The organism is Paraburkholderia terrae (assembly GCF_002902925.1).
GTDB classification, from domain to species: domain Bacteria; phylum Pseudomonadota; class Gammaproteobacteria; order Burkholderiales; family Burkholderiaceae; genus Paraburkholderia; species Paraburkholderia terrae.
The window spans coordinates 2,450,608-2,468,969 of sequence record NZ_CP026111.1 but is presented as its reverse complement, the minus strand read 5'-3'; the positions used below and the strand labels follow the sequence as shown (position 1 = coordinate 2,468,969).

General features: G+C 63.3%; 17 protein-coding genes. 6 read left to right on the top strand and 11 right to left on the bottom strand.

Annotated elements, in window-relative coordinates:
* Positions 1–45 precede the first annotated feature (45 nt).
* Positions 46–3,612: a DNA polymerase III subunit alpha gene (dnaE, locus tag C2L65_RS10905; protein WP_042310254.1), complete on the top strand. Its 3,567-nt coding sequence runs from the start codon at positions 46–48 to the stop codon at positions 3,610–3,612.
* A gap of 41 nt (positions 3,613–3,653) precedes the next feature.
* Here the strand turns inward: dnaE and C2L65_RS10900 are convergent, their stop codons facing one another.
* On the bottom strand, positions 3,654–4,421 hold the full coding sequence (locus C2L65_RS10900) for a glycosyltransferase family 2 protein (protein ID WP_042310252.1): 768 nt from the start codon (positions 4,419–4,421) through the stop codon (positions 3,654–3,656).
* A gap of 328 nt (positions 4,422–4,749) precedes the next feature.
* On the opposite strand from C2L65_RS10900, the gene msbA reads away from it, so the two are divergent.
* The 3 genes from msbA to C2L65_RS10885 all read left to right on the top strand — a co-directional run bounded on the left by msbA (position 4,750) and on the right by C2L65_RS10885 (position 9,128).
* A complete protein-coding gene (msbA, locus tag C2L65_RS10895) occupies positions 4,750–6,543 on the top strand; it encodes a lipid A export permease/ATP-binding protein MsbA (RefSeq protein WP_042310250.1) in 1,794 nt (597 codons plus the stop codon).
* A gap of 108 nt (positions 6,544–6,651) precedes the next feature.
* A complete protein-coding gene (locus C2L65_RS10890; protein ID WP_233446452.1) occupies positions 6,652–7,626 on the top strand; it encodes a glycosyltransferase family 4 protein in 975 nt (324 codons plus the stop codon).
* Positions 7,627–7,871: 245 nt separating this feature from the next.
* Positions 7,872–9,128: an O-antigen ligase family protein gene (locus tag C2L65_RS10885; RefSeq protein ID WP_042310247.1), complete on the top strand. Its 1,257-nt coding sequence runs from the start codon at positions 7,872–7,874 to the stop codon at positions 9,126–9,128.
* A 37-nt stretch (positions 9,129–9,165) separates the two neighbouring features.
* Here the strand turns inward: C2L65_RS10885 and C2L65_RS10880 are convergent, their stop codons facing one another.
* The 3 genes from C2L65_RS10880 to C2L65_RS10875 all read right to left on the bottom strand — a co-directional run bounded on the left by C2L65_RS10880 (position 9,166) and on the right by C2L65_RS10875 (position 10,123).
* The gene (locus tag C2L65_RS10880; protein WP_042310245.1) at positions 9,166–9,462 is read right to left on the bottom strand and encodes a hypothetical protein; all 297 of its coding nucleotides are present in this window, start codon (positions 9,460–9,462) and stop codon (positions 9,166–9,168) included.
* 119 nt (positions 9,463–9,581) lie between these two features.
* Positions 9,582–9,752, bottom strand: coding sequence for a hypothetical protein (locus tag C2L65_RS45450; protein WP_007744176.1), 171 nt, complete (start codon positions 9,750–9,752; stop codon positions 9,582–9,584).
* A gap of 182 nt (positions 9,753–9,934) precedes the next feature.
* Entirely contained in the window at positions 9,935–10,123 is a 189-nt protein-coding gene (locus tag C2L65_RS10875) for a hypothetical protein (RefSeq protein WP_042310244.1), read from the bottom strand.
* A 165-nt stretch (positions 10,124–10,288) separates the two neighbouring features.
* Here C2L65_RS10875 and C2L65_RS46535 point away from each other — a divergent pair, with 165 nt between their 5' ends.
* Entirely contained in the window at positions 10,289–11,206 is a 918-nt protein-coding gene (locus tag C2L65_RS46535; RefSeq protein WP_042310242.1) for a hypothetical protein, read from the top strand.
* Between the two features lie 11 nt (positions 11,207–11,217).
* The gene (locus C2L65_RS10865) at positions 11,218–11,634 is read left to right on the top strand and encodes a DUF4279 domain-containing protein (protein WP_042310241.1); all 417 of its coding nucleotides are present in this window, start codon (positions 11,218–11,220) and stop codon (positions 11,632–11,634) included.
* Positions 11,635–11,640: 6 nt separating this feature from the next.
* Here the strand turns inward: C2L65_RS10865 and rng are convergent, their stop codons facing one another.
* The 7 genes from rng to purD all read right to left on the bottom strand — a co-directional run bounded on the left by rng (position 11,641) and on the right by purD (position 18,196).
* Entirely contained in the window at positions 11,641–13,110 is a 1,470-nt protein-coding gene (gene rng, locus C2L65_RS10860) for a ribonuclease G (protein WP_042310239.1), read from the bottom strand.
* A gap of 9 nt (positions 13,111–13,119) precedes the next feature.
* Positions 13,120–13,746, bottom strand: a complete 627-nt coding sequence (locus C2L65_RS10855; protein WP_042310237.1) for a Maf family protein — start codon at positions 13,744–13,746, stop codon at positions 13,120–13,122.
* Between the two features lie 160 nt (positions 13,747–13,906).
* Positions 13,907–14,377, bottom strand: a complete 471-nt coding sequence (gene rlmH / locus C2L65_RS10850) for a 23S rRNA (pseudouridine(1915)-N(3))-methyltransferase RlmH (RefSeq protein WP_007583432.1) — start codon at positions 14,375–14,377, stop codon at positions 13,907–13,909.
* A gap of 70 nt (positions 14,378–14,447) precedes the next feature.
* Positions 14,448–14,906 (bottom strand): ribosome silencing factor, encoded by a 459-nt coding sequence (gene rsfS / locus C2L65_RS10845; RefSeq protein WP_007583434.1) that lies wholly within the window; start codon positions 14,904–14,906, stop codon positions 14,448–14,450.
* A 2-nt stretch (positions 14,907–14,908) separates the two neighbouring features.
* Positions 14,909–15,649, bottom strand: coding sequence for a nicotinate-nucleotide adenylyltransferase (locus C2L65_RS10840; RefSeq protein ID WP_042310235.1), 741 nt, complete (start codon positions 15,647–15,649; stop codon positions 14,909–14,911).
* 51 nt (positions 15,650–15,700) lie between these two features.
* The gene (gene hemF, locus C2L65_RS10835; RefSeq protein WP_042310233.1) at positions 15,701–16,633 is read right to left on the bottom strand and encodes an oxygen-dependent coproporphyrinogen oxidase; all 933 of its coding nucleotides are present in this window, start codon (positions 16,631–16,633) and stop codon (positions 15,701–15,703) included.
* Positions 16,634–16,912: 279 nt separating this feature from the next.
* Positions 16,913–18,196: a phosphoribosylamine--glycine ligase gene (gene purD, locus C2L65_RS10830; RefSeq protein ID WP_042310231.1), complete on the bottom strand. Its 1,284-nt coding sequence runs from the start codon at positions 18,194–18,196 to the stop codon at positions 16,913–16,915.
* Positions 18,197–18,362 lie beyond the last annotated feature (166 nt).

Here is an 18,362-nt window from a genome sequence, read left to right as displayed (position 1 = left end):
GTTTGGGGCGCTTTGGCCGAAAAATTTCGGGAGGCCGGGGTTACAATGTCGCCCATGTCAGATCCCCGCTTCGTCCATCTCCGCGTTCACTCCGAATTCTCGATTGCCGATGGCATCGTGCGCATCGACGACGTCGTCGATTCCGCTGCCAAAGACGGTCAGGGCGCACTCGCGCTCACCGATCTCGGCAATGCATTCGGTCTCGTCCGTTTCTATCAGGAAGCCCGTGGCAAAGGGGTCAAACCCATTGCCGGCTGCGACGTCTGGATCACGAATCCCGACGACCGCGACAAGCCTTCGCGGCTTCTGCTGCTGGTCAAAAACAAGACTGGCTATCTGAATCTTTGCGAACTGCTGTCGAAGGCGTGGCTGACGAACCAGTATCGCGGGCGCGCGGAAGTGGAACCGGCGTGGCTCGAAGGCGGGCTCGCCGAAGGACTGCTCGCGCTGTCGGGTGCGCAGCATGGCGACGTTGGCCTCGCGCTCGCGGCGGGCAACGAAGAAGCCGCGAAGCGCAACGCGCAGCGCTGGGCGTCGATCTTCCCGAACGGTTTTTATATCGAACTGCAGCGCGGCGGCCAGCCCGGCGTGGAGGCGTATGTGCAGCAGGCGGTCGCGCTCGCGGCGTCGCTGAAACTGCCCGTGGTCGCCACGCATCCGCTGCAGTTCATGACGCCCGACGACTTCACCGCGCACGAAGCGCGCGTGTGTATTTCGGAAGGCGATATGCTCGCGAATCCGCGTCGCCAGAAGCGCTTCACGACAGACCAGTATTTCCGCACGCAGGCCGAGATGGTCGAGTTGTTCGCGGACATTCCGTCGGCCGTCGCGAACACCATTGAAATCGCGAAGCGCTGCAATCTGACGCTCGAACTCGGTAAGCCCAAGCTGCCGCTGTTCCCGACGCCGGACGGCATGTCGCTCGACGACTACCTGGTGCAGTTGTCGAAAGAAGGGCTGGAGAAGCGTCTCGAGCAGCTGTTCCCGGAGCAGGCCGAACGCGACGCGCAGCGCGACACGTACTATGCGCGTCTCGACTTCGAGTGCGGCACGATCATCAAGATGGGCTTCCCCGGCTACTTCCTGATCGTCGCGGACTTCATCAACTGGGCGAAGAACAACGGCGTGCCCGTCGGTCCGGGCCGGGGTTCGGGCGCGGGCTCGCTGGTCGCGTACGCGCTCGGCATTACCGACCTCGATCCGCTGCGCTACAACCTGCTGTTCGAACGTTTTCTGAATCCGGAGCGGGTGTCGATGCCCGACTTCGATATCGACTTCTGCCAGCACGGCCGCGATCGCGTGATTCAGTACGTGAAAGAGAAGTACGGCGCGGACGCCGTGTCGCAGATCGCGACGTTCGGCACGATGGCCGCGAAGGCGGCCGTACGCGATATCGGGCGTGTGCTCGATCTCGGTTATATGTTCACGGACGGCGTCGCAAAGCTGATTCCGTTCAAGCCCGGCAAGCACGTCACGATCGCCGACGCGATGAAGGAAGAGCCGCTGCTGCAGGAGCGCTTCGACAACGAAGACGAAGTGCATCAGCTGCTCGAACTCGCACAGCGCGTAGAAGGCTTGACGCGTAACGTCGGCATGCACGCGGGCGGCGTGCTGATCGCGCCCGGCAAGCTGACAGATTTCTGTCCGCTCTATACGCAGGGTGATGAAAGCGGCGTCGTGAGCCAGTACGACAAGGACGACGTCGAAGCCGTCGGCCTCGTGAAGTTCGACTTTTTGGGTCTGACCACGCTGACCATTCTCGACTGGGCCGAGCGCTACATTCGCCGTCTCGATCCGTCGAAGGAAAACTGGTCGCTCGCGCAGGTGCCGCTCGACGACCCCGCGTCGTTCTCGATCCTCAAGAAAGCGAACACGGTCGCCGTGTTCCAGCTGGAAAGCCGCGGCATGCAGGGCATGCTGAAGGACGCGCAGCCCGACCGTTTCGAGGACATCATCGCGCTGGTGGCGCTGTATCGTCCGGGCCCGATGGACCTGATTCCGAGCTTCTGTGCGCGTAAGCACGGCCGCGAAGTGGTGGAGTATCCGGACCCGCGCGTCGAGCCTGTTCTGAAAGAGACCTACGGCATCATGGTCTACCAGGAGCAGGTGATGCAGATGGCGCAGATCATCGGTGGCTATTCGCTGGGCGGCGCCGACTTGCTGCGTCGCGCGATGGGCAAGAAGAAGCCCGAGGAGATGGCGAAGCACCGCGAGATCTTTGCGGAAGGCGCGGCGAAGAACGGCCTGACACGCGAGAAGGCCGACGAGACCTTCGACCTGATGGAGAAGTTCGCGGGCTACGGCTTCAACAAGTCGCACGCGGCCGCCTATGCGCTGCTCGCGTACCACACCGCGTGGCTCAAGGCGCACCATCCCGCCGAATTCATGGCGGCCAATATGTCGCTCGCGATGGACGACACGGACAAGGTCAAGATCCTGTTCGAAGACTGCCTCGCGAACAAGATGGCCGTGCTGCCGCCCGACATCAATATGTCCGCGTACCGCTTTGAGCCGGTCGCGGAAGCCGACGGCAAGCGTTCGCGCACGATCCGCTACGGTCTCGGCGCGATCAAGGGCAGCGGCCAGAACGCGATCGAAGAAATCCTGCGCGCGCGCGAAGAAGGTTTGTTCATCGATATCTTCGATTTCTGCAACCGCATCGATCGCCGCATCGTCAATCGCCGCACGATCGAAGCGCTGATTCGCGCAGGTGCGTTCGATTCCTTGCACGAGAACCGCGCGCAATTGATCGCGTCGGTGTCGCTCGCAATGGAGGCCGCGGATCAGGCGAGCGCCAACGCGATGCAAGCGGGCCTGTTCGATATGGGCGATGCGCCGTCGCAAGGCCATGAACTGATCGACGAACCCGCGTGGCCGGAAAAGCGCCGTTTGCAGGAAGAGAAGACGGCGCTCGGCTTCTACCTGTCGGGCCATCTGTTCGACGCCTACAAGGACGAAGTGCGCCGCTTTGTGCGTCAGAAGATTGGCGAACTGAAGGAAGGGCGCGACAAGCTGGTGGCGGGCGTGATCGTGTCGCTGCGTACGCAGATGACCCAGCGCGGCAAGATGCTGATCGCGCTGCTCGACGACGGCACGGGCCAGTGCGAAGTGACCGTCTTCAACGAGCAATTCGAGGCGCACAAGCAACTGTTCAAGGAAGACGAACTGCTCGTCGTGCAAGGTCAGGCGCGCAACGACGCGTTCACGGGCGGCATCCGCTTTACCGTCGATACGCCGATGGACCTCGGCCGCGCGCGCACACGTTACGCGCAGGCGGTGAAGGTGCAGATGAACGGCAATGCGAATGCGCTGGTGTTGCGCTCCGTGCTTGAAGCCTATCGCGCGAAGCCGGAAGACGCGGAAGTGGCCGCGCCGGCACCTGTTGCCCGAGGCGGCGGACGTGGTGGCTTCGGCGGCGGCGATTCGGGCGGACGCGGGCAGCGGCCATCCGCGCCGATGCCCAACGGCCTCGCCGTGCAGATCGTCTATCGCAGCGACAACGCGGAAGGCGAGGTGCGGCTTGGCGATGCATGGCGCGTGAGGCCGACGGACGAACTGCTCGCCGCATTGCGCAGCGAGTTTTCAGGCAGCGCGATCGAGATCGTGTATTGACGCCAGTGACGGGCGGGGTTAGCTGACCGAACCGCCCACGCTCAACGACCCGAAGCATCCTCGCGGCCGAGTTGGGCAAGCTTCAGAAACCGGTAATACACGGTTTCCGCATTGAACATCGCGATCATGAAACCCGCCCGGCCGTCGAGAAACCCACGCCGCAACAGATAGGTCCGCACGAACGCCCAGGCGCCTCGTGCGACGGCCTTGCCGAAGCTGCCGCGTTGACCCGCCGCATGACGCTGTTGCGCGCCCGCCGTCGAATACGCGTCGAGCTTGCGCAGCACCGTCTCGAGGTCTTCGTACGAGTGGTGCATCAGCTTGCCTTCCAGCCGCTTCGCGGGCGAATCGAATACGAGCCGCTCGTGTACGAGGTCGTCGGAAAAGCGCGCGGCGCCGCGTTTGAAGAGGCGCGGAATCCAGTCGGGATACCAGCCGCTGTGGCGCACCCAATGTCCACAGAAGGCGGACAGGCGGTCGATGGCGTAGACATCCGCGGCGGGCGCGGCGAGCACGCCCGCGATCGACACGGCCAGTTCCGGCGTGACGATCTCATCGGCGTCGATCGACAGCACCCAGGTCGTACCGAGCGCATCCAGCGCGCGGTTCTTCTGCGGGCCGAAGCCTGGCCAATCGGTGTTCGCGAGCACGCGCGCGCCGTGTGCGCGGGCGATATCGACAGTGCGATCGGTGCTGCCGCTGTCGACGACGACGATTTCATCGGCGAATGCGACGGCGCGCAGGCATTCGTCGAGGCGGAGCGCGGCGTTCTTAGTGATGAGGGCGACGCCGAGTGTGGGTTGTGTCATGCGAATCGATGCCGGGAGGGACGGCGCACGGTCCGCCCAGCCTGCTGCCGAGGCACCGTCGCCCAACGAAAGTTGCGCAAGTATATACACAGCGGCGTACAGCGGCGCGCAGCGGGAAGTCGGTCGACGGCAAGCGCCGACCCGTGTCGAATGGGTGCGTCAGGCCGTCTCGCCCGCGCCGCGCCGCGAAAATCTGCAAACGCGTGGATTTCCAATCATTTAGCCGCGTCGGGATGGCATGCCGAACGGTTTACAATGTCGCATTTGCAATCCGCCCGAGGGCGGCCCACGGGTGCCGTGAAGGGTGCCCGCATTCCCAGAGGAACTCTTGAGCGCCAAGCCAACGTTAAGCAAGCCCATCGGCTCCGGTGAAGCAACGTCGACTGTCGTCGTCCTGCGCCGGCTGTGGCCGTATGTGAAGCCGCTCATCTGGACCGTTGTCGCCGCCATCCTCACGATGGGCGTCGTCGCCGCCACCGAGGCGGGGATTCCCGCACTGCTCAAGCCGCTGCTCGACCACGGCTTCGGCACGCACAGCAGCGACAGCGCGAAATGGTTCGTGCCGCTCGCCATAATCGGGCTCGCGCTGTTGCGTGGCGTCACGCAGTATGCGTCGGGCTACCTTCTTTCCTACGTGTCGAACCGCATCCTGCTGGATCTGCGGCTGACCATGTTCAACCGGATGATTCACAGCAGTGTTTCGTTCTTTCAGCGCGAGACGGCCAGCACGGTCATCAACGCGATCGTCTTCGAGGTCAACCAGATCCTGAACGTGCTGATCGGCGTGATGGTGACGCTCGTGCGCGATTCGCTGACGGTCGTGTTCCTGCTCGGCTATCTGTTTTATCTGAACTGGCGCCTGACGTTGATCGTCGCGGTGCTGCTGCCGGGTATCGGCTGGCTGGTGGGCAAGATCAACCGCCGGCTGCGCCGCCTGAACCGCGAGCATCAGACGCTGACCAACGAGTTGTCCTATATCGTCGAGGAGACGGTGGGCGGCTATAAGGTCGTCAAGGTACACAACGGCGAGCGCTACGAGATCGACCGTTTCACGGAGATGAGCAAGCAGCTGCGCGGCTATTCGATGCGCATGACGGTATCGGGCGGCCTCGCGCAGCCGCTGACGCAGTTTCTGGCGTCGATCGCGCTCGCTGTCGTGATCACGATTGCCGTCGTGCAGTCGTCGCACGATCAGACGACGGTCGGCGGCTTTGTCGCGTTCGTCACGTCGATGCTGCTGATCATTTCCCCGCTCAAGCATCTGATGGACGTGAATCAACCGTTGCAACGCGGGATGACGGCGGCCGAACTGATCTTCGGACTGATCGACGAGCCGTCGGAGCCGCCAGGCGGCGGACTCAAACTGGAGCGCTCGACGGGCGAAGTCGAGTTCCGCGACGTGTCGTTCAGGTACGGCGCGACGGGTCCGATGCAGCGGCAGACGCTCGATAGCGTGTCGTTCAAGGTCGCGCCAGGCGAAATGGTCGCGCTGGCCGGCCCGTCGGGCAGCGGCAAGACGACGCTGGTGAACCTGCTGCCGCGCTTCTTCGATCCGAGCGACGGGCAGGTACTCGTCGACGGCGTCGCGTTGCCGGAGTACGGCATTCATGACTTGCGCAGCCAGATCGCGATGGTGAGCCAGGACGTCGTGCTGTTCAACGACACGATCGCGAACAACGTCGCCTACGGACAGCCCGCGGACCCGGAACGCGTGAAGGCGGCCTTGCATGCGGCCAATCTGTGGGACACAGTGGCGGCGATGCCGAACGGCATCGATACGCTGATCGGCGACAACGGCATGATGCTGTCGGGCGGCCAGCGTCAGCGTCTCGCGATTGCGCGCGCGGTCTACAAGGACGCGCCCATCCTGATTCTCGACGAAGCCACATCCGCGCTCGATTCCGAATCCGAGCGCCACGTGCAGGCCGCGCTCGAAACGCTGATGAAGGGCCGTACGACGCTCGTGATCGCGCATCGGCTGTCGACCATCGAGCGCGCGGACCGCATCCTCGTGCTCGACGCGGGGCGCATCGTCGAGCGTGGCAGCCATCGTGAGCTGCTCGCGCAGAACGGGCTGTACGCGCATCTGCATCGCATCCAGTTCCAGCAGCATGCGGCGTGACGACCGCGTGACCCCACAATAGAACGCCCGCGCGGCCCTGGGCCGCACGCGGGCGCGCCCGCCGCTGCGATGCGTGCGATGCAGCCGGCGACCATTCAGACAGTTGGCATGATTCACATCTTCAACGGCTTTCACAATCCGAACGGCGGCAGCGAGCAGGAGGCACTGCGCCTGTACGAGCTGCTGCACGGCAAGGGCGACGTGCAGCTCTGGAGCACGTCGTCGCGGACGTCGGATGAACTGTCGGCGGCGTATCCGATCCGCCGGCTCGCGCCGCTCAAGGCCAGCGTGCCGCGCGGCGGCACGTATGTGTTCGTCGGCGCGCATTGGCGCCACCGCGTATGGCCGTATTTCGCGGGCCGTCCCGAGCGGCTCGTGTACGTGTTCAACACGTTTCATCCGAAGCTGCTCGCGCTCACGTCGGCACCGCCGCCGCTGTTGCGCTGGCCCGCGACCGAGTTCGTGCTGATTTCAGCGTTTCAGTCGAGGCTGCTCGGCGTGACGGGCGAGATCCAGCCGTCGCCGATCGATATCGGCCGCTTTGCGCCGCGCGTGCGTGAAACGCGCGCGCAGCCGGTAATCGGCCGTCTGAGCCGCGACACGGCCGACAAACATCATCCCGACGACATCGCCGTGTACAGGACGCTCGCTGAGCGCGGCTGCGAGCTGCTGCTGCAAGGCGCGACGACGCTGGCGGGCGCGCTGCCGCAAGACGACGCGATCCGTCTGTTGCCCGAAGGCGCGATGGCCGCGCCGGACTTTCTGCACGAGCTCGATATCTTCTACTACCGTACGGGCGAGCACGTCGAGACGTTCGGCCGCGTGGTGCTCGAGGCGATGGCGTGCGGTTTGCCCGTCGTGTGCCACCGGCACGGCGGCTACGCGGATGTCGTCCGGCATGGCGAGAACGGCTATCTGTTCGATACGTCGGACGAAGCGCTGGCGATACTCGCTGAACTGATCGCGCAGCCGGCGTTGCGCGCAAAGATTGGCGCGGCCGCGCGCAGGACCGTCGAGCAACTGTATTCCCCAGAGGCACTCGATGCCCGCACCGCGTTCTATCTGCGCGACGCCACGCGATGACTTTCCGCGCCTTACCGCCGCTTGCATGGCGCGCAGCCGTGAAACCAAATCGCATGGTGGCCATGAGATGATGGCGATGGCGTGACCCGTCGCCCCGGCACGGACGCAGGCAGCAGCAGGCAGAATCAGGCAGGATCAGCAAAGATCAACAAAAGGCACCGGCCGACGAAAACCGGGCCATCGACGCAGCGAGCCCTTGGTCCGAGGCTACGCGAGCGCATTTCGTCTATGAGAGTCGAAGCTACATGCAACACGCTACAAAAGATTCGTATCCCCTGATCCTTGCGCGAAGTTTCGCGGTGATCGCGCTGTTTGCCGTGCCGTTGTCGACGGCCGGCGTCAATATCGCGGCGACGCTGTTTGCGGTGTGCGCGCTGCTGTCGCCCGAAGTGTGGCGCAACTGGCGCTCGCTGTTCACCGACCGCGTGAGCGTCGCGGCGCTATTGCTCGCCGCCGTGCTGACGCTGAGCCTCGCGTGGACGACGGCGGATCGCGTGCATGCGCTGGACTTCCTGATGAAGTACCGCAAGCTGATCTATCTGCCGCTGCTGATCCTGACGTTCCGCGATTGCCGCACGTCCGCGTGGACGACGGCTGCGAAGTGGGCGCTGTTCAGCGCGTTGACGCTTTTGCTGTTGCTGTCATGCTCGAATTACTTCGGCTGGACGTCCATTGGCCCGTGGCACTCCAATACCGATCCGATCCGCAGGGCGTGGGTCTTCAAGGACCATATCGCGGCGGGCATCATGATGGCGCTGCTGTTCTATCTGGCGCTGAACTTCGCGAAGCACGCGCGCGCGCGGGCCGCGAAGATGGCGCTCTATGTCGTCGCGCTGCTGGCCATCGTCAACGTGCTGTTGATGATGCAGGGTCGCACGGGGCAGATCATCGCGATTCTCTTCATCTTGATTTACGTCGTGACGTACTTTACGTCGCTGCGCGGCGTGAAGCCGTGGGTGCGGTGGGGGAGCGGCGTGGTGCTGGTGGCCATTGCGGGCGGTCTCGTGTACGCGGCGCTGCATTCGCATGGTTCGCGGCTCGCGGAAACGAACGACGAAATCAGCGCATACGAAACGTCGAACAAGAACACGTCGATGGGCGTGCGTATCGTGTTCTACCGGCGCAGCCTCGAATTGTTGGCCGAGCGGCCGATCATCGGCCACGGCGTCGGCACGGTGCAGTACGAGTTCGACGCGTACGCGCGCAACAACACGGGCGCCGCCGCGGCCACGGCGGGCAATCCGCACAATGAATTTCTGCTGATGGGTATTCAGCTGGGCGCTGTCGGCATTGCGCTATTCGTGTTCCTGCTCGTGCAGATCGCTCGGACCGCGATCGAATTGAGCGAACCTGCGCGCACGATCGTGTTCGCTTATCTGTTCGCTTTTACGATCGGATGCTTTGCGAACTCGCTGTTGCTCAACTTTACCGAAGGCAATCTGTTTATCTTCCTCATCGGCATTTTCTTGAGCTGTCGTAAAGGCACACCGGCGCAGGCGTAAGAGCGCCTCCAGGACGGTAAGACGAGTTCGACCTGGCTCAGACGCCGCTCGTCACCAGCGACAGCACCGACAGATCCGGATGCGTGCCTTCGACGATGCTCTTGCCGACATGCACGGCTTCATAGGTCGCATCGTCGAGTGTCTTGAACGACTCTTCGCCGTCCGCGTGAAACGTCACCGTGTGGCCGGGCGATTTCGGGTCGGCGCCGGGATGGCACACGTAGCCGATATACGTGTAGCGTTCGCTGCCGTCTTTCAGTGACGGCGCGACGTGAATCTCGAAGCCTTCATAGTCGACTTTTTGCCAATTCAGGGTTGCGGCCTCGTCGGGCATGATTGCCTCCGTGCGGGCGGCGGGGCGTCGGCGGCCTGACGATGATGGGCGACGTCCACGCTTGCCGGGTGTCGTGCGCCGCGGTGCGCGGCGCTATTTAATGTGGCGGGGAAAGGGGTTCAGTGCCGGTGACGCAGGCGTTCCCACCAGCGATGCCCGTCGTAGCGGCCCGACGTTCCGTCGCGGATGTGATGCACGTGATGCTCGCGCCGCAACTGATGCGACAGCAGCGTCGCGATGACCGCCAGCACGACGATGCCGACCACGATGCCAACCATTGATTCAGCCATGGCTGCCTCCGTCTATTGCAACTGCATATCGAAAGTCTAGTTGATTTGCCGGAACAGGGCGGGCGGCGGTTTCGTCAGGCCCCATACACCTTCGGCACGCCGCGCCCGATCAATCTCTGTAACCCCTACACGGAAGTCATTGAAATTTCGTATTGCCTTCCGATGCGGGTTGCATTGGTGAGTCAGTTTTCGTCGTCGGAAAGCAGCGCTTCGAGGCCGAAAAGCCATGCGATGCTGAAGGTCAGTGGGCCCGCCGCTGAGCGCTTCGGTAACGCGCTTTTCTCGTGAGACGCCGGGCGGTAAAGCCCGTCGTAGCAAGGGTTAGGTAGAGCTGTCTGATCGTCGTTGTATTCGTATTGTTCGGAGCGCATGTCGCCTCCCGCGTGCGGTGTGATCCTCTAACAGCAAACGGTGTGCCATGTGGGGCTTGCTCTGTCTGTTTGCGAGTTCGATGTGCGGCAGTTGCTTCACGAACTTTTGCAAATGGATCGTGGCTCCGTGCTACTAATTCGGCACATCCACTCGCACGGTCGGGTATGGGAACGGAACTGAAAGCGGATTCATGGCATCGCTATGTGCTGTACAAGCGCGACGATTACATGCGCGCTACGGTCGGAGACGAGGCGGCGAAACGAACCGCTATTGATGCCGGCCGGAAGTTCACGCTCGCTGCCTACGCTGACGTCTGGGCGAAGGACGCTGCGCTTGTCCAGCGCGTGCGCCGGTTTCTTGGCAACAATTTTCACTGGCATGATCGGTTGGCCAGATCCGGCTCAGATCTTGAAGTCGTGCAAATGCTGCAGCGCATGGTCCGAAGCCATGTCAGCGCCATCGTGGTGATCCCGGAAAATACTTCGCTCGACGGAAATAGCAGCACGGCGTCAGTCAAATCAGTTGCATCGTCATTCTGGGGTTGCGTCGACTACGAAGCCGAACTTGACGTCCCGCTTGCGGATCGCTATCGGGCACAACTCGAACGGATGAATGCGAGTGCGCTAACCTGGCCCGAAATCAAGGCGATGATGGACGGCATGAACCAGGAGTTCATGCACGCGATGGTGCTCAAAGATCCGCTCGGGACCTTGCCGTTGTTTGCTCAAGCAGGATGGATCAGCCGATACGGATTGCCGGATCTGTCTGACTTTGGAGCGGACGATGTGGCCGGTGCAGATGACGTCGGAGGCGGCTCTTTCACGACATTGGGCACTACGCAGCCTTTCGAATACGTCCCCGACGAGACGGGCGGTGACGTTGAAGAGCTTGCAGCCAGCACACTTAAACCGGGCTATGCAGCGAAAATGCTTGGTTATAGCAGTCAGCAGTTCCGTGAGATGGTCCACCGCTTCAAGGCTCAGAATGGAGCCGGGCCGAACGACGACCTCGAGTGGCACGACAATGGCGACGTCTATTTCAATGGCGAATACATCGACAATTTCCACGACTATCAAAACTGAACGGGAGACTTATGAATGCTGAAGTCGAACTAGCCTATGTCAGCTTTACAATCTCGGGCGACAACGTAGCGCCCGGGTTCTGGACGGGGTATTTCGGTGTTCAGCCAGATATCGCCGTGACGAAGGGCGCGCCGATCAGGGGTGCTGGCGGAACAGGAACGGCGCAGCGGCGTACGGGTGTTTGGGGATTGGAAAGCAGGTTGGCTGTCCGGAGTGATCAACTCGGTCCGCACTTGCAGTTTCTGCAGAAACGCCTCGGTCTTCCGCGCGCCGACCTCCGGGCACTTGTCGAACAGGCCGGCGCAAGAATGCGGTTCTTCTGCTATTGGGTGAACGAAAGCGGTAACCGCGTGCCCGTCATTCCGTGCGATATCCAGACGATGGCCGAGGACCAGGGGATTGCCATCGACATTGACGAATACCGATAACGCTGCTTACATCAGCACAATATCGTACTGCTCCTGACTCAGATTCGACTCAACCTGCAACGAAACCGGCTTGCCGATGAAATCCATCAGCATGGCCAGATGTTGCGATTCCTCTTCGAGAAACAGATCGATCACCTGCTGCGACGCGACCACGCGAAACTCGCGCGGATTGAACTGACGCGACTCACGCAGAATTTCCCGCAGCACGTCATAACACACGGTACGCGCCGTCTTCACCTGCCCCTTGCCCTGGCAAATAGGGCACGGCTCGCACAACACATGCGCAAGCGACTCACGCGTGCGCTTTCTCGTCATCTCGACCAACCCGAGTTGCGAGAACCCGTTCACCGTCACGCGCGTGCGGTCGCGCGACAGTGCCTTCTTCAGTTCGTTGAGCACCTGATCGCGATGCTCGACATTCTCCATATCGATGAAGTCGATGATGATCACGCCGCCCAGATTGCGTAGCCGCAACTGACGCGCGATCGTATGTGCCGCTTCGAGATTGGTCTTGAAGATCGTGTCGTCGAAATTGCGCGCGCCGACGTAGCCGCCCGTGTTCACATCGATGGTCGTCATCGCTTCCGTCTGGTCGATCACCAGATAGCCGCCCGACTTCAGATCGACACGCCTTGACAGCGCACGCTGGATTTCCGTCTCGATGTTGTACAGATCGAAGAGGGGGCGCTCACCCGTGTAGTGATGCAGCTTCGACGACACAGCGGGTGTGAACTCGGCCGCGAACTCAGCGAGCATCTGATACGTCTCACGCGAATCCACCTGAATGCGCGTGGTCTCGTCATTGACGAAGTCGCGCAGCACGCGCTGCGCGAGATTCAAGTCCTGATAAAGCAGGCTTGTGGGCGGCATGCGCTGCCCCTGCGAGATTATGGTCGCCCATGTCTTGCGCAGATACGCAACGTCACCGGCCAGTTCTTCGCTCGTCGCGTCTTCTGCGATGGTGCGCACGATGTAGCCGCCTTTCTCGTCGACGGGCAACACCGACGTCAGCCGCGCACGCACAGCCTCGCGCTCGGCTTCGCTTTCGATCTTTTGCGAAATGCCGATATGCGGTTCCTGCGGCAGATAGACGAGCGTGCGCCCGGCGATGCTCACCTGCGTGGACAGCCGCGCGCCTTTCGTGCCGATCGGATCCTTGACGACCTGGACCATCAGCGATTGCCCTTCGAAGACGATCTTCTCGATGGGTTGATGCGGCACCTGCTGCTGCGGTTCGCCCGCGAGCCGCGGATGCCAGATATCGGCGACGTGCAGAAACGCAGCGCGCTCCAGACCGATATCGATAAACGCGGACTGCATGCCCGGCAGCACACGCACCACCTTGCCGAGATAGACATTGCCGACGCGCCCGCGTGACAGCGTGCGCTCGACGTGAAGCTCCTGCACTGCGCCCTGCTGGACCAACGCTACGCGCGTCTCCTGTGGCGTAACGTTAATCAGGATTTCTTCGTTCATGGTGTTGTTTTAGAAGTCGATGCGCGCCGCACGTAGAAGGGCAGCGGTTTCAAACAATGGCAAACCCATGATACCTGAATAGGACCCGTCGATATGCTCGATAAACTCCGCCGCGCGGCCTTGAATCCCATACGCGCCCGCCTTGCCGAGCGGCTCGCCGCTTGCTGCGTAGCGGCGCAGCGCATCGCTTTGCACTGCAGCAAAGCGCACTCGCGATACCGATAGCGCGGGCGCGAGCAATTCGCCCTGTGCATCGACGACAGCCACGGACGTCAGCACTTCATGATCGCGGCCCGCAAGGCGCGTGAGCATGGTGACGGCGTCGTCGGCATCGATCGGCTTGCCGAGAATCGCATCGTCGATCGTGACGGTTGTGTCGGCAACCAGAATGGGCGCGTTCGCGTGGCCACCCGCGACGAGCCGCGCGCGCGCCGCACGCGCCTTCGCGATGCACACACGCATGACGTAGTCGTGCGCTCGCTCGCCGGGCAACTCGGCTTCGAGCGCTTCCGCGTCTTCATCGGGGCGCGGCAGCAGCAGCTCGAAGCGCACGCCCAGTTGCGTGAGCAACGCCTGGCGGCGCGGGCTTTGCGACGCGAGATAGACGAACGGAAAGACAGCGGACTGATTAGACATGGATCGGCTTCAAAGAAACGGGAAACGCGGCTCGGCAAAGGCGCAAGCCCACGAAAGCGTTGAGCGTAACAGATGGCGCAGACGGTACAACCTGGCCATTCGGCCAGGTTGTACACCGTGCGAGACAGCCGGAAGATGAAGGCGTGTTCAGACCCGGAGTTCAGGCCCGATGGTACGGATGATTCTGCGTGATGGTCCACGCGCGATACAGTTGCTCGGCAAGCAGCACACGGACCATCGCGTGCGGCAGCGTGAGGCTCGACAGGCGCAGCAGCATGTCCGCGCGCGCCTTCAGTTCGGGGTCGAGCCCGTCCGCACCGCCAATCAGAAACGCGACGTCGCGCCCGTCCTGTTGCCACGAGGGCAGGGCGTTGGCGAGCTGCATCGTGGTCCAGTCCTTGCCGCGTTCATCAAGCGCGACGATGCGCGCGTTCTTCGGCAACGCGGCTTCGATCTTCTGGCGCTCGGCGGCCATCACGCTTTCGGCGGAGCGGCCCGACGAGCGCTGCTCGGGTTTGAGCTCGCGCAGTTCGATGCGCAGTTCGGGCGGCATGCGCTTCGCGTACTCGTCGAAGCCCGTGGCGATCCAGTCCGGCATTTTGTGGCCAACCGCGACGATATGCAGTTTCATCGTCAGCCCCGCGCCGGGTCAGCGCCGCCCGTAGCGGCAGGCGCAAACCCTGTCGTGGACAGCGGCATGCTCACGAGCGGCGGCGGGCAGGTGCCTTGCGTGCGGGACGCGCGACGGGTGCTTCTTCGTCTTCGTCCTCGTCGTCGAGCGGCTCGGACGGACGGGCGCCGCCGAACGGGTTCGGCGTCGACAGCTTCACGCGCACCGGCTTGTCGCCCCAGATCTCTTCGAGGTTGTAGTACTGGCGCAGGGCCGGCTGAAGGATGTGCACGACGGCGTCGCCGCAGTCGACCAGCACCCATTCGCCGATGTCTTCGCCCTCGGTGCTGATGATGTCGCCGCCCGCTTCCTTGACCTTTTCGCGCACGCTGGACGCGAGCGCCTTGGTCTGGCGATTCGACGTGCCGCTCGCGACGATTACGCGGTCGAACAGTTCAGTGAGGTGGCTGGTGTTGAACACCTTGATGTCTTGCGCTTTCACGTCTTCGAGTGCGTCGACGATCGCGCGTTGCAGCTTGCGTATATCCATGGTTACCGATGTTGGTACAGGTGATGTTGAACAATATAGTCCCACACAGCAGTGGGGACATGATTTGGTGCGGACTGGCCGTGGGCGGCAGCGCCGCTTGCAGAGGCGTCCGCATCGTTTTCGAACCACGCGCGCAGGTGCGCGCGGATGTCGGTGGCCGACACGTCGAACGCAAGCGACGTGTCGATCAGCAAATGCCCGGCGGGTGTTGCCTGCAGCGTGCCGGCTTGCGCCGCGCGCTGCGTGATGGCTGCCGCGACGGGGGCCGGCACGGCCGTTACGTCGAAGCCCGGGCGTGTCGCGGCGGCGATATGCGCATAGTCGAACAGACGCTGCCAGTCGCGCCACGTGTCGAGCCGTACGAGCTGGTCGGCGCCGATCAGAAGCGAGATCGACGCATCCGCGCCTTCGCGCTCGCGCCAGCGCCGCAGCGTTTCGACCGTATAAGTAGGGCCATCGTGCTCGATTTCATCCGTGGCGACGCTGACGGTCACGCCGGGCAGCGTCAACGACGCGGCTGCCGCGCGCGTCATCGCGAGCCGGTCTTCGGCCGCCGATACGTCCGCCTTCTGCCACGGCTGGCCAGCCGGCATCAGCACGAGTTCGGTCAGATCGAGCGCATCGGCGAAACGTCGCGCGAGCGCGAGATGGCCGTCGTGGATCGGGTCGAACGTGCCGCCGAGTATGCCGATGCGTCGGCGCAATGCCCGTTGAGGTGCGACGGATTGAGCGGTCGGATTCAGTTGCGGTTCCTTTGCCTTTCAGTAGAAGCGGGTAGCGCGCGACGGGGCGCGTCAGACCCACTCGCGCGGCACGAGAAAGTCGCTGGTCAGGCGCGCTTCCGGCGTGCCCGGCTCGGGCTGCCAGTTGTAGCGCCAGTTTACGACAGGCGGCATCGACATCAGGATCGATTCCGTGCGGCCGCCGCTTTGCAGCCCGAACAGGGTGCCACGGTCGAAGACGAGGTTGAACTCGACGTACCGGCCGCGCCGGTAGGCCTGGAAGTCGCGCTGGGCGTCGCCGTACGGCATGTCGCGGCGTTTTTCGATGATGGGCAGATAGGCGTCCAGAAACGCGTCGCCGACACTCTTGACCATCGCGAACGACTGCTCGAAGCCGGGTTCCGCGTAGTCGTCGAAGAAAATCCCGCCGATGCCGCGCGGCTCGTTGCGGTGCTTCAGGAAAAAATAATCGTCGCACCAGCGCTTGAAGCGCGGGTACAGATCGTCGCCATATGGTTGCAGCGCGTCGCGGCAGACGCGGTGAAAATGCTGCGCATCCTCTTCAAAGCCGTAGTAGGGCGTCAGATCCATGCCGCCGCCGAACCAGAACACGGGCGCTTCGCCTGCTTTCGTCGCGACGAGCAGCCGCACGTTCATGTGGACGGTCGGGCAGTACGGATTGCGCGGGTGCAGCACCAGCGACACGCCCATCGCCTCGAATCCGCGCCCCGCCAGTTGCGGGCGCAGCGCACTGGCCGAGCCGGGCAGCGCGTCGCCTTGCACATCCGAGAAGCCGATACCCGCGCGCTCGAAGAACTGGCCGTCTTCCAGAATGCGCGTGCAGCCGCCGCCGCGCAGCTTTTCGCCGGGCGCGCGTTGCCAGCTATCGGTGGCGAGCGGCGTGCCGTCGAATGCGCCGAGCGCGTCGGCGATCCGCGTCTGCAGGCCTTGCATCCAGCTGCGGACCGTCTGGGTATCGTGGGCGTCGTGAATCGAATCAGTCATGGTGTGTGGGGCGCGGCAGGTTCAGAACGCTGGCGCGGTCGGGTCTCGATGGGACAGGTTGGGCGCGATGTGATCGCAGCGGGGAGGTTGGCGGTTTCCGTCTTGACGGTTGCCGTCGCCCGCCAGCGGCCGGGCGCGCTTCGCTGCCCGCAGTCGCAAACCTCTACCTGCAAACCCAAGTGTAGCGCCGGCGCGGTCGACTGGCCCCAGAGGGCCGTGCTGCGTGTCCGGGGTAAGTGCCCGAACGCCGCGCCGGAAAGTGCTTTTGCATGGAGAGCGTCAGCTCTGGCCGTGCTTGCGGTTGGCCGCGCGATAACCGATGTCGCGGCGATACTGCATGCCGTCGAACGAAATATGGTTGATCGCCTCATACGCGACCGACTGCGCGCTGCGCACCGAGTCGGCCAACCCGACGACGCACAGCACGCGTCCGCCCGTCGTCGTCAGCTTGCCGTCCGTCAGTGCCGTGCCGGCATGGAACGTCACCGCGTCCGCCGTCTCGACGGGAATGCCGCTGATGAAGTCGCCCTTGCGCGGCGCATCCGGATAGTTGTGCGCGGCGAGCACCACGCCCAGCGCCGTGCGGCGGTCCCATTCCAGTTCCACCGTATCCAGCGTGCCCGCAATAGCCTGCTCGACGACCTTCGAGAAGTCGCCCTTCAGGCGCGCCATGATCGGCTGCGTTTCCGGGTCGCCCATCCGGCAGTTGAATTCGAGCGTTTTCGGGTTGCCTTGCGCATCGATCATCAGGCCGGCGTACAGGAAGCCGGTGAAGCGGATGCCTTCCTTTTCCATGCCGCGCACGGTCGGCAGGATGATTTCGCGCATCACGCGCGCGTGCAACTGCGGCGTGACGATGGGCGCGGGCGAGTAGGCGCCCATGCCGCCCGTGTTCGGGCCCTGATCGCCGTCCAGCAGCCGTTTGTGGTCCTGGCTCGACGCCAGCGCCAGCACGTTGATGCCGTCCACCATCACGATGAAGCTCGCTTCCTCGCCGGCAAGGAACTCTTCGATCACGACACGCGCGCCCGCATCGCCGAGCTTGTTGTCCGACAGCATCATGTCGACGGCGTGGTGCGCTTCTTCGAGCGTCTGCGCGACGACCACGCCCTTGCCGGCCGCGAGGCCGTCGGCCTTGATCACGATGGGCGCGCCCTTGGCGTCGATGTAGGCGTGCGCGGCAGCCACGTCCGAGAAGGTCTCGTATTCCGCTGTCGGGATTGCGTGACGTTTCATGAACGCCTTCGCGAAGTCCTTCGAGCTTTCGAGCTGCGCCGCTTCCTTCGTCGGGCCGAAGATTTTCAGGCCGCGCGCGCGGAAGATGTTGACGATGCCCGCCGCGAGCGGCTGCTCCGGGCCCACCAGCGTGAACGCGATCTGCTCTTTCTCGACGAAGTCGGCGAGCGCGTTCGGATCGGTGATGCCGATGTTGAGCAGCCGGTCGTCCTGCGCGGTGCCGCCGTTGCCAGGCGCGACATAGACGAGCTGCACGCGTGGCGACTGTGCGAGCTTCCATGCGAGCGCATGCTCGCGACCGCCGGAACCGACGACGAGTAACTTCATGTGATTCCCCGAATGCTAAAAACCGTGAACGGCCCGCGCAGCGGCGCGAGCCGTGGATATCTACCTTCGCACAACGCGAACGCGTTGCCTGTGAGACAGGCCACAAAGCCGGGCCATGTGGCGGTAAACGCAGAGAAATACGCGGCGAACGACGCGCCCGTGTCAA

Coding starts and splice junctions, on each gene's coding strand:
- C2L65_RS46535 (WP_042310242.1), top strand. CDS start 10,289: ATGGGAACGGAACTGAAAGCGGATTCATGGCATCGCTATGTGCTGTAC.
- C2L65_RS10900 (WP_042310252.1), bottom strand. CDS start 4,421: ATGACACAACCCACACTCGGCGTCGCCCTCATCACTAAGAACGCCGCG.
- dnaE (WP_042310254.1), top strand. CDS start 46: ATGTCGCCCATGTCAGATCCCCGCTTCGTCCATCTCCGCGTTCACTCC.
- C2L65_RS10890 (WP_233446452.1), top strand. CDS start 6,652: ATGATTCACATCTTCAACGGCTTTCACAATCCGAACGGCGGCAGCGAG.
- rlmH (WP_007583432.1), bottom strand. CDS start 14,377: ATGAAACTGCATATCGTCGCGGTTGGCCACAAAATGCCGGACTGGATC.
- hemF (WP_042310233.1), bottom strand. CDS start 16,633: ATGACTGATTCGATTCACGACGCCCACGATACCCAGACGGTCCGCAGC.
- C2L65_RS45450 (WP_007744176.1), bottom strand. CDS start 9,752: ATGGCTGAATCAATGGTTGGCATCGTGGTCGGCATCGTCGTGCTGGCG.
- C2L65_RS10875 (WP_042310244.1), bottom strand. CDS start 10,123: ATGCGCTCCGAACAATACGAATACAACGACGATCAGACAGCTCTACCT.
- C2L65_RS10880 (WP_042310245.1), bottom strand. CDS start 9,462: ATGCCCGACGAGGCCGCAACCCTGAATTGGCAAAAAGTCGACTATGAA.
- C2L65_RS10885 (WP_042310247.1), top strand. CDS start 7,872: ATGCAACACGCTACAAAAGATTCGTATCCCCTGATCCTTGCGCGAAGT.
- rsfS (WP_007583434.1), bottom strand. CDS start 14,906: ATGGATATACGCAAGCTGCAACGCGCGATCGTCGACGCACTCGAAGAC.
- rng (WP_042310239.1), bottom strand. CDS start 13,110: ATGAACGAAGAAATCCTGATTAACGTTACGCCACAGGAGACGCGCGTA.
- purD (WP_042310231.1), bottom strand. CDS start 18,196: ATGAAGTTACTCGTCGTCGGTTCCGGCGGTCGCGAGCATGCGCTCGCA.
- C2L65_RS10865 (WP_042310241.1), top strand. CDS start 11,218: ATGAATGCTGAAGTCGAACTAGCCTATGTCAGCTTTACAATCTCGGGC.
- C2L65_RS10855 (WP_042310237.1), bottom strand. CDS start 13,746: ATGTCTAATCAGTCCGCTGTCTTTCCGTTCGTCTATCTCGCGTCGCAA.